We start from the raw sequence: 10,473 nt of genomic DNA on the forward strand, positions 1-10,473 counted from the left end.
CGTCGCCCAGACAGCCCAGATCGCCGCCAGCACCAGCGATGGCTACTTTCAGGCGAAGGCGCTGGCTGCGGTAGCTGAGGTGGTCGCCGCGACCGATGCGGTGTGGGCGGCCCAGATCGCCGATCAGGCCGCCGCGATCGCTGCCACGATCCTCAGTTGGCCGTTCGCTGGTCCCAGCACCAGTGAGCCAGGTTGGTTGATCGGAACGCGCGATCGGGCGTCAGTGTTGTCCAGTGGCGGCAAGCCCGGGTGCACACCGCTCAGCTGCGGTGGGCGACGACGGCATACGAGCCGAGCGATGTCACCTCGGCGAGCTCCGACATCGCCAGCAGCACGTCGAACTGGCTGGCCACAAGGCTTGACAGGCCTGGCCTCGCGGCGGCCTCGCGGCAGGCGCCGACCTCCCACCGGCCGTCCTGCAGGTCGCGTGAGTCCGCAGTCTCGTCTGCGACGATGTTCCAGCCGGCTTCGGCGATGAGCGCCGTGGCGCGTTGCCGAGACAACGGCGTGCGGATGTTGCCAGTCTCGTCGCCGAGCTGGGCCAGGGCCAGCACCGCCAGATGATGCGGGACCTGGGCCATGTCGTGCGGGGTCAGGTCCCACTCCGAGAAGCACAGCGTCGCAGCCCAGGCGCGCGCGGCGAGGAGCTGATCTAGCAGCCGTTCGACCGAGTCGAAATACCAGGAGCAGTGCGCGAGCACCACATAGTCGTAAGGCCCGTCATCGACCGTGGAGCCGTCCCATCCGAACCGGAAGGCGATGCGCGACCCAAGCGGCCCCTGGCGCAGGTGGTCGGCGGATTGCCCGAGGGTGACCGGTGTGCCGTAGCCGGGCGGAGCGGGATCGACCGCGGTGACGTGACCGGTCGGTCCGACCGCAGCGGCGAGCACGGAGGTGGTCTCGCCCTGCCCGCAGCCGATCTCCAATACCCGGGTACCAGGCTCGATGCCCCACCGGTTGACCAGCTCACGCCGGAACCGAGTCTGCGTCTCCTGAATCGCCGGGCTGTGGGAGTGCCCGAGCATGAGGCGCGCGATCTGGTGCGAATCCATCCGGCTAACCTAGCGTTTCGAGCGGGGCGCTGCTGGTCGCGGGCTGCTTCCCGCTTTGCCCCTATCGGGATCACGAAACCTTAGGGCGATGGCATTGTTAACCTGGCCGTGGGAGCCATGCCGTCGCATGGTGCATGTGGATGTTCTGGTTATCGGGTCAGGCCCGGGCGGGCAGAAAGCGGCCGTGGCCGCCGCGAAGCTTGGGCGGCTTTCCAGCCCTGGCCGCCACCTCGATGGAGCAGGGCAGGCTCGCCGCGATGCACGCATGCGGTGAACAGGTACGTGTGCTCAACGCTTTGCAGCCGCTATCTGGGGCAGACGCGAACTGGCACGCGGCCAAGTCATCGGCGACTCGCACGGCATGCTCAAGATCTTGGTGTCGCCCGAGGACAAGAGGCTGCTCGGCGTACATGTCTTCGGCTCCGGCGCCATCCAACTTGTCCACATTGGACAGGCGGATCAACTCCAAGCGCCTCGCCGGCCCGTCGATGGGGCCGGTCGCGGAGATGTCCTATGACGAGGTCAAGGCACATCTCCGCGACCTGGCTCGGGGCTAGAAACCTGTGCACAAAGGATTGTCGCAGTGCAAGATCTTCAGGTCGGCGACGCCCGGCTGCTGGTAGGCGATCAGCGGCATGCCGTCATGGCCGATGGTGAGCGCGGTGTAGCCCGCGCCGGGCCCGATCGGGAGCAGCCCGGTGTTGGTTGCGGCTGAGCAGCCGATGTCGTTGCAGTGGGCCAGGCGCAGCACGCCGGCATCGTGCTCGAAGTAGCTGACGACCCCAAAACCGTCCTCGCCTATCCGAAGCGACGGCCATACCCCCAGCAGGCCACCGAAATCCACCATGCTCCCGCTGTCGAAGGAGGTGCAGGCCGGGTCCGCGCAACGCGACACGAACATCTCGGCTGTCCGGCCATCGGGCAGCGATGGACTGTTCATGGCGGTCAATATCTTGCCGTCCACGCCCACGGTGGTCGAGATCCTGGAGCTGTTGCCGAAGTAGTCCGTCACCCCGGTGACCGTGGCGCAGTCCGGGGTGCCGCAGTGGCCGATGCGCAAGGGTCCCTCGTCCACGATGAAGGTCGGGTTTCCGTCCGAGGCGATCTCGATTGATAGCCCCGAGGCGGTGAACTGCCCGGAGTAGACCTGGTGCCAGGTCACCGAGGCGCAGCCGTGGTCGCGGCAGCCGATGACATAGACCGGGTCGTTGTGCGCGGAAACGCGGTGGCTGTAGGCGAGCACCGGCATCCCGTCGTTGCCGATGGCCAGCCCGGGAATCGAGTCCACATTGGACTCAGGGTCCAGTGTGACTGTCGTCGACTGGGTGCAGGCCGTGTTGAGGCAATGCGCCAGGCGCAGGTCGCGCGGGTCCTTCGCCACGTAGGCGATCACCGGCAGTCCGTCGCCGCCGATTGCTATGGAGTTGAAGAAGCCGGCGTTGCCGGTCGAGTCGACTACCGTTGTCGTGGCCGAGGTGCATTCGGGGTTGTTGCAGTGCGCCACTTTGAGCGAGCCCGTGGTCTCGTTGCGGTAGGCGATGACGGCCAGGCCGTCGACGCCCGTGGCGATCGCGGGGTAGGCCCCGGTGACGCCGCCGCCATCGAGCACCGAGTGGGTGCCTCCGCCTCGGAAAGGCGGGCTCAGCGCACCCGGAAGCAGCGTCAGCTCGCTCCAGCCACCCGTGTGCTGCCAGCGATGCGAGAACTGGCCCAGATTCGTGGCGCCGAACAGCTCCATCCGGCCGTCAAGGTTGGTCTCGGCCGCCAGCGAGCGCAGCAGGCCGGTGAACGGCACCCATGGCGCCCAGATGCCGCTGCCCACCGCGATCTGCGAGCGATGCATGACCCGCCCCGTGCTGCTAGCGCCGAAGACCTCCAACCGCCCGTCCTTGTTGCGGCCGGCCGTCAGCGCGGTGAAGCTGCCGTCGAGCACTGTCCACGCCGACCATCCAGTGATCTGCTGGGTACGCCACATGGCCCGGCCGCCGCCGTCGAGGGCGAACAGGTCGATCCCCCCGTCGGCGTTGGTCTGTGCCACCACAGCCTGCGCTGTGCTATCAAACAGAGACCAGGCTGACCATTGGTTGGTACCGGGTGCAGCCTGCACCGCATGGTAGAGCTGCGCGATACTCCGCCCGACGGCGAACAGGTGAAGGCGCCCGTCGCCGCTTCGCGCCACCGCCAGCGATCTGGCGCTCAGGTCCGGCACCGGCTGCCACGCCGTCCAGCCGCCCGGCTGCTGCCACCGGTGGAAGATCTGGCCTAAGGAGTTGAAGCCGAAAAGCGAGATTCCGCTGCCGTTGGCCTCCGCGGCAAGCGAGCGCATCTGAACGCCATCGCCGAAACCGGTCCAAGGGGTCCAGGTCTGCGCGCCCGGGCTGGTCTGCCAGCGGTGCCAGACCTGGTCGTTTCCGTCTGTGGCGAAAAGCTCGAGGGTGCCGTTGCTGTTGAGGGCCGCTGCCGGCGCTCGGCCGCTGAAGTTGGGCACCCAGGCCGCTTGGGCGGGGGCACCCGCCACCGCGACCGCGGCGGTGGCGGCAAGCAGCACCGCCGCCACCGACCGGCATAGGCGCAGGGTTCGTGAAATAGACATGCCCTTAAGGCGTTCCATCCCGTTCCATCGCTCTGAATCCTCTGTGGCGGGGCGAGCTGCCGGGAAGCCGACAGAACACGGCGACAACGCCCCGGCTTTCCAAAGCGTCCAGTTCGCGTGCCACACAACAGCTTTGACGGGCCCGCCATGTCCACAATGCTTGACCGGGGCCTTTGCGCACTGTGGACAGACGGCGAGCTGGCCATCAGCCGGGACCTGTTCTGCACCGCGCACACCCAGGCGGAACGGGCCGGCGACCGGGAGGCGCTCGCAGTGGCGGCCTTGGGCTACGCCGGTCTTTGGGTGCACGAGCACCGCGACACGACGACGGCCACCCTCTTGGAGGCACGGCTGCGCACCGCCGCAGAGCTGACTGATCCGCTGACCCCGCTGGGGATCCGCCTGCGCTGCCGCATCGCCGCGGAGACCGACTACCGCAACGGCGAAGCAGCCGGGGTGCTGGCCGCCCTCGACGCCGCCCGTGCCTGCGGGGACCTGGTCGCGATCGCGGAAGGGCTCAGCCTGGCCCACCATTGCCTGCTTGGCCCGGCCCATGCGGCGCAACGTCTCGAGCTGAGCCGGGAGTTGATGGCCATCGGGTTCCGCACCGGCCGGCGGGGCGACATCTTGATGGGTCTGATGTGGCACACCGCCGACCTGTTCCTCGCTGCCGACCCACACGCCGAGCGGAGACTGGCCGAGCTGCGCCACAAGACCGCGCTGAAAGGCTACGCTGCCGCGCGCTTCGTCACCGATGCCATGAAGGTGATGCTGGCCATCCGCTGCGGGAACTTCGATGCGGCGGAAAGGATGGCCGACATCTGTGCCGCAAAGGGCCAGACGGCCGGGGACGCCGACGCCGTGGGCTGGCACGGAGCGCACCTGATCGCCATCCGCTGGTACCAGGGACGCCTCACCGAGCTGGTGCCCATGCTGCGCCTCGCGATTGACTCGCCCGCACTGAGCACAGTGGACAACTCCTATCTGGCGGCCCTTTGCGCGGCGCTGGCGGTGCGCGGCGACCGGCTTGAGGCAGCCGCCCTCCTGGCCCGCCTGCGCGGCAACTCGCTGGCGGACCTTCCCCAGTCCAGCAGCTGGCTCATCACCATGTACGGCATTGTGGAAGCCTCGGCCCTGCTGGGCGACGCGGCCGTCGCGGCGGAGGCCTACAACCTGCTTGCGCCGCACCGAGATCTGCCGATGATGGCCGGGCTTGGGGTGGCCTGCTTCGGTTCGGTGGAGCACGCGCTCGGCGTTGCCTGCCTCACCACCGACGAAGCCCCACGCGCGGCCGAGCACTTCCGGCGTGCGGTGCAGCGCAATCTCGCGATCGGCCACCTCCCGGCGGCCGCGCTGTCCAGGTCGCGCCTGGCCCAGGCGCAGGCCCTGCCGCCGCAGCGCGCGCGTGACCTCGTCCAAGGCCGGCGCCACGGTGACCGCTGGGAGCTCAAGCTGGGCCGCCGCCAAGCCGTCGTCGGGGACAGCTTGGGAATGGCTTATCTGGCAAGGCTTCTGGCCCACCCTGGCCTGGAGGTTCCCGCCGTCGAGCTGGCGGGCGCCCCGGCCTCCGCGCAGAGCACGCAAGAATTGCTGGACAACACGGCTAAGCGCGCTTACCGCGACCGTCTGCGCGCTCTCGACGCCCGGGTCGAGGAAGCCGAGGATCGCGGTGACACCGCCGCAGCCGAGATCGCGCGCAGCGAAAGGCAATGGCTGCTCGACGAGCTGGCCGCGGCGACCGGGCTCGCCGGGCGTGACCGCCGTTTCCAGGACAACCCCGAGCGGGCCCGAGTCGCCGTCGGCAAAGCCATCCGCCGCGCGCTGGCCCACATCGAGCGGGCCGACCCGGTCATCGGCGACGAGCTGCGCTCCAGCGTGCGCACCGGAGTTCGCTGCTCCTACCAGCCTCCGAACACGGCCGAAAACTCAACGCATCACGGCGGTGCGAGATGACCCTTCCAGCCCGGATGCTTATGAGGGTGTGTTCTCGGGTGTGGGCGCCGAGGGGAGTAGCAGGATACGGCCGGTGTGAGAGCGGGTTTCGATGAGTTCGTGAGCGGTCGCGGCCTGGGTGAGGGGGAGGCTGGCGTGCACCGTGGTGCGAAGCTTGCCTGCCGCGAACAGGTCTGCGACTTCGTCCATCTCGTGGCGTGCCTGGTCCGGGTTCGCATGGCGCCAGGCGGTGAGGTTGAAGCCGGTGACGGATCGCAGCGCGAAGAGCTTGACGACGGGGATTTGTTCCAGCTCTCCGGTTGCGGCGCCGTAGACCACGGCGTGGCCGAAGGGCGCAAGCAGGTCGAGGCTGGATTGCAGGATTGGTCCACCGACCGCGTCGAGGACGACGTCGACACCACCCGGGGCGGCTGCGCGGACCTGGTCTGGCCAGTCAGATTGTCCGTAGTCGATGGCGACGTCGGCACCGATGGTCCGGACGAAGTCGAGCTTGCGTGATGATCGGGCAGTGCCGATGACGGTGCCGGCGCCGAGGAACTTGGCGAGTTGCACAGCAAGGTGCCCGATGCCACCGGCGGCGGCGTGGATCAGGACGGTGTCGCCGGAGTTGAGTTGCGCTGCGCGAAGGATCCGCAGGGCGACGGGGGCGCTCATGGCAAGCATGCTGGCGTCACCGGCATCGAGGTGGTCGGGGACGGCGGCGAGCCACCGCGCTTCGGCGACGACGTAGTGCGCGTACGCGTCCTCGGCGAGCGCGGCGACCCGTCGGCCCACGAGCAGCGGGTCGACGCCGGGACCCACCCCGGTGACCGTGCCGACGACGTCACCGGTCGGGCGGCCAGGCAGAGGCCGCTGGAAGATGCTGCCGCTGCCGGGTCCACGGCGGAACCGGGTGTCGACGAAGTTGACGCCGATCGCCTCGGCTTGCAGCAGGACCTGTCCCGTGTGCGGGACCGGCTGGTCGACATCTTCGACGGTCAGCACCTCCGGCCCGCCGTATTCGTAGTACCGGACGCGTCGCATGGCCACCCCTCGCCTAAAATGGACCGACAGTCAACTTCGGTCCAGGACATTACTGGACCGGCGGTCCAGTTGTCGAGGAGGTGTGACGTGACCGAGCCCGAACGACTCCGCGCTGACGCGGTCCGTAACCGCGCGGCCATCCTGCGCGCCACCGAGGATTTGCTGACCCGCCATCACCCGCAGCAGATCTCGATGGAACAGGTGGCCGCGGCAGCCGGCGTCGGCAAGGGCACCGTGTTCCATCGATTCGGCAGCCGGTACGGGCTGATGCGCGCACTCATACAGGAACGCGCGCAGGACCTGGAGATCGCGATCACCACCGGCCCGCCGCCGCTGGGCCAGGGCGCACCGCCGCGTACACGACTCCTGGCCTTCCTCACCGCCATGGTGGAACTGGTCGCCCGCAACAAGGGTCTGCTCGCCGCCCTCGGCCCCGCCGCGCCCGTCACCGCCGCGCCGGAGCAGGAACCGCGTGAGACGCATCCGGTCTACCGGTCCTGGCACGGCCACATCAGCCAACTGGTCCACCAGCAACGGCCCGACCTCGACGCCGACATGCTCGCGCACGTCCTGCTCGCCACCCTGCACAGCGAACCGATCCTGAACGCACTGGAACGTGGCTACGCAAACCGCCTCGACCGGACCTTGCGCGACCTGGTGACCGGCCTGATGCCTCAGTAGCCCCCTCGCCATCCGCTCGCGCCGCTGAGCGGATGTCCTGATCGGACCTTAAGCATCCACTCATGCCGATGGTCGCCAAACGCCGCCGCTTCTCAGCTGGATTGAGCGGATGCCGGACGCTCAGTTGCGCACGTTGTGCCGCCACGAGGGCGCGCCGCTTTGAGCAGCTCGCTGGGCCTGCACGCCGAGCCGTTCATCGCCTCGTTGTAGTGCCCGCCAGTAGTTTTGCCCTTGGAAGACGAACTCGCTCAACGGTTGTGGTGTCGCATCGGCCCGTAGGACTGCGAGACTCTCGAACGCGACGGTCCCTTCGATGCAGTAGCCGACCTTCGTTTCAGCCTCGTCCCGCCCACATTCGTTGAACCAGTACAGCGTGTGCGGTGCGGCGGCGGGCGGGCGGATGTCAATGGTGAGGCTCGTCTCGGCGGGCCAGTCGTGTGTTAATGACGAGTCGTCGAGGAACTTCCAGCCATACATGGACCCAGTCCAACTCAGCGAGGCGAAGAACTCTTCGACCGCGTCCAGATTGCCGAGCGGGATGACAGGGCCGTAACCCGACGCTGCCATCCGGTCTGCCCGTAGCAGGATCTTTACCTGTGTGGGCGACGTGAGCCGCAGGATCCTACGTGTATCAGGATCGATCGGGCCGGCCTCTGGCAGCGCCAGGACATGCAGAAGAAGGTCGCACCAGCCGCCGCAGGGCCCGAGCCGGACGCCGAGAACCTCCGACTCGTTCAGCGCGGTCTCTACGGCAAGCCGTGTTTCGTTGTCCCACTGCACTGATTCATCTTGCCGCAGTGCGGTTAAACAGCTCCACCGATTTGAGGCAACGTCCGCTCAGGCCGAGAACATGGCGGTTCAAAGCATGAACTTCATCCGCGGGGCCGAGGTCATCGTGAAGCCGAGCCGCTCGTAGAGGCGCTGGCCCTGCGGTGTGGCACTGAGGTCAACGCGGTCGGCATGGATGGACCTGGCCCAGTTGAGCACATCGAAGACGAGCCTCGTGCCGTAGCCGTGCCCGCGGTGCTCAGCCAGGGTAATGACATTCATGAGTCGCACCGTGCGCCCTCTGAGGCAATGCGGGTTCGGCACGCCGAGTTCGAGGGTGCCGATCGCCGTGGCGACGATCGCACCGTCTACCTCGATCACCGGGAAGCGAGCACTGCTGTCATCATCAACCATGCGGGTGAACCACTCGGCTGCGTGATTTATCCACCGCTCCTCGGGTGCGGCCTTGTCCTGGTCAAACAGCAACGCCCACAGGCGGAGCAACTCCACGCACTCGTGTGCGGCCGCGCTACGTAGGCGGCCAGCTTTCGTCGTCACGCCGCCATGCTGGCACGGCCCCCACCGTCACGCGAACCCAATCCGGGCGCGCCCATCTGCCGCTGAGCGTATGTCCTGACTGGATTTCGGTGGCGCTCTGCTCATCCGATTGGCGCGCCTTGCGCCAGCAAGCGGCGGCGCACGAGCGTCTGTAGGCTGATCACATGGTCGACCCGCAACCGGTGCCAGAGGGCCTTCCCGCAAAGGATGTACTTGAGATCGCCGCGCCGATGCTTGCCGAGGTGGGCGGCACGTGGCAGATGACCGACGGGCCGATGTTGCGATCGGGGTCGTTGGGCGTTCGCGTCCTTCCAGCCGACAGCGACGACTACCGGCATCTAGATTTGGAGATCCTGCTCAATGCGGCGCGGACGGACGTGCCAACGATTGTCGACTGCACGGTTGGCGTCGCGGCCGATCCAGTCGAGGCTGCCCGTCAGGCGATCGGTGCGTGGATCGAGACTTGTGCGGTGACAGTGCTGGAGATGATTGAGCAGCAAGGGCGACTGGCGAGCCACTTCAGGTCCGGCGATCAGGGCGGTGTCAGCGGCTGGCATGCGATCGTCGGCAGCATCACCGGTTGGTCTGTCGACGGATCGCAGGACAAACAGGAGTGGTTCGCCGAAGCAATGCCCTGGTCGATTTTGGCGCCCGTCATCACGACCGGACTCGATCGGCCGCATCTCAATGGTGTCCGCATGCTGGTCGGCCAGGGTGGTGACTTCACCGAGTGTGAGGTCCGAATCAACGGTCGCAGACACGAACCATCGTCGGCGGCGCTGGCCGCACTGGATTGGCCGCGCACCAGCCAGTTTGGACTCGCACGCACCTTTGTTCTCCTGGTCGGGCCGGAATGAAAGCCAGAGGCTCCGCCGGCGTCAGACCACCCACGTTCAACCCGCAGATCTAGTCCCGGGGCCCGCTGCAGATGCGTGAAAGGGTGCTGATCAAGGCCTAGGAGGGTGGATCGCCGGCACGGAAGCGGCGCCAGAATGCGGCGTCCTCGTGCATCTTGGCCGCCTCATCTGCGGCCGCGTCATCAGTGGACAACTGGACAGCCTGCCCAACGCGCGAGGTGTGTCGGACCGATGGCGGCAGGCCGTGGATGCCAGCGGCTGTCACGGCCGCATCGTCAATCGTGGTGGGATCGACGCTCCAGCGCCCGGCCATTGCCATGACGTCGGACTCCGACGGCGTGGTAGCGAACCAGGCTGCCCAGTGCTCGTCGGACCCGGTCTCTGGACCGCGCTGGGTGCCTTTGGCGAGTTCGATCTCGTCGTCGGTCGGGTCGCCGACGAAAAGTGGTATCTCACCTCGCTCGCCGATGAAGCAGTAGGCGCGCACGACCTCGCCATCGCGGGCCCATGCCCAGACGTGATAGTCGGGGACCCGTTCGTTGGCGAAGTACCGGACGTCGCCCAGACTGCGGCTCAGCTGCCTGAGCCAGTCGCAAAAGCGCGGGTCGGCCGCGTCGAAACCTGCTGGCAGATGCAGCCGGCCGTGGGCCAGTGTCCAGCCTTGCACGGAGGCGGCCACATATACGCCGCTCTCGTAGGCCCGTTCAGTGCCGGCCGCCCAGTCCAGAACCTCCCGGTCGTGCAACTTCAGCGCGTCAGCGACGTCTTCAGCTGACCGGCCCGGTACCGCCAACCACGATGTCTTGTAACCGAATCCCACACTGCCATGTTCTCAACAAGCCGATTCGCGTTCGGCGCAGGCATCCGGATTTGCCGCGATGAGCGTGTTCTGCCGAGAATATGCTGTACCACAACGGGTCTGGTGTGGTCGACTCCGTGTGTCGGCGGCGCGTACGCCGCGGAGCCGCTGTGCGCGGGACCGCCGGGC

10 protein-coding genes are annotated in these 10,473 nt (G+C 67.5%); 4 read left to right on the forward strand and 6 right to left on the reverse strand.

What is annotated here, in order from left to right; genetic code table 11:
• Positions 1-260 precede the first annotated feature (260 nt).
• A complete protein-coding gene (locus Rhe02_RS36345; RefSeq protein WP_203913000.1) occupies positions 261-1,052 on the reverse strand; it encodes a class I SAM-dependent methyltransferase in 792 nt (263 codons plus the stop codon).
• 410 nt (positions 1,053-1,462) lie between these two features.
• On the opposite strand from Rhe02_RS36345, the gene Rhe02_RS50190 reads away from it, so the two are divergent.
• Positions 1,463-1,609 (forward strand): hypothetical protein, encoded by a 147-nt coding sequence (locus Rhe02_RS50190; protein WP_239124275.1) that lies wholly within the window; start codon positions 1,463-1,465, stop codon positions 1,607-1,609.
• Here Rhe02_RS50190 and Rhe02_RS36355 read toward each other — a convergent pair.
• Positions 1,606-3,645: a PLL family lectin gene (locus Rhe02_RS36355; protein WP_203913001.1), complete on the reverse strand. Its 2,040-nt coding sequence runs from the start codon at positions 3,643-3,645 to the stop codon at positions 1,606-1,608. The two genes, Rhe02_RS50190 and Rhe02_RS36355, sit on opposite strands and share 4 nt — an antisense overlap.
• A 147-nt stretch (positions 3,646-3,792) precedes the next feature.
• Between Rhe02_RS36355 and Rhe02_RS36360 the strand changes: the two genes are divergently transcribed.
• Positions 3,793-5,598: a hypothetical protein gene (locus tag Rhe02_RS36360; RefSeq protein WP_203913002.1), complete on the forward strand. Its 1,806-nt coding sequence runs from the start codon at positions 3,793-3,795 to the stop codon at positions 5,596-5,598.
• 18 nt (positions 5,599-5,616) lie between these two features.
• On the opposite strand, the gene Rhe02_RS36365 is transcribed toward Rhe02_RS36360, so the two are convergent.
• On the reverse strand, positions 5,617-6,621 hold the full coding sequence (locus Rhe02_RS36365; protein ID WP_203913003.1) for a quinone oxidoreductase family protein: 1,005 nt from the start codon (positions 6,619-6,621) through the stop codon (positions 5,617-5,619).
• A gap of 87 nt (positions 6,622-6,708) precedes the next feature.
• Between Rhe02_RS36365 and Rhe02_RS36370 the strand changes: the two genes are divergently transcribed.
• Positions 6,709-7,302: a TetR/AcrR family transcriptional regulator gene (locus Rhe02_RS36370; RefSeq protein ID WP_203913004.1), complete on the forward strand. Its 594-nt coding sequence runs from the start codon at positions 6,709-6,711 to the stop codon at positions 7,300-7,302.
• Positions 7,303-7,422: 120 nt separating this feature from the next.
• On the opposite strand, the gene Rhe02_RS36375 is transcribed toward Rhe02_RS36370, so the two are convergent.
• On the reverse strand, positions 7,423-8,082 hold the full coding sequence (locus Rhe02_RS36375) for a hypothetical protein (protein ID WP_203913005.1): 660 nt from the start codon (positions 8,080-8,082) through the stop codon (positions 7,423-7,425).
• A 78-nt stretch (positions 8,083-8,160) separates the two neighbouring features.
• A complete protein-coding gene (locus Rhe02_RS36380) occupies positions 8,161-8,628 on the reverse strand; it encodes a GNAT family N-acetyltransferase (protein ID WP_203913006.1) in 468 nt (155 codons plus the stop codon).
• 260 nt (positions 8,629-8,888) lie between these two features.
• Between Rhe02_RS36380 and Rhe02_RS36385 the strand changes: the two genes are divergently transcribed.
• Entirely contained in the window at positions 8,889-9,485 is a 597-nt protein-coding gene (locus tag Rhe02_RS36385) for a DUF6348 family protein (RefSeq protein WP_203913007.1), read from the forward strand.
• 97 nt (positions 9,486-9,582) lie between these two features.
• Here Rhe02_RS36385 and Rhe02_RS36390 read toward each other — a convergent pair whose 3' ends face one another.
• Positions 9,583-10,305, reverse strand: a complete 723-nt coding sequence (locus tag Rhe02_RS36390) for a hypothetical protein (protein WP_203913008.1) — start codon at positions 10,303-10,305, stop codon at positions 9,583-9,585.
• Positions 10,306-10,473: the final 168 nt, after the last annotated feature.

It is taken from the genome of Rhizocola hellebori (assembly GCF_016862955.1).
GTDB classification, from domain to species: domain Bacteria; phylum Actinomycetota; class Actinomycetes; order Mycobacteriales; family Micromonosporaceae; genus Rhizocola; species Rhizocola hellebori.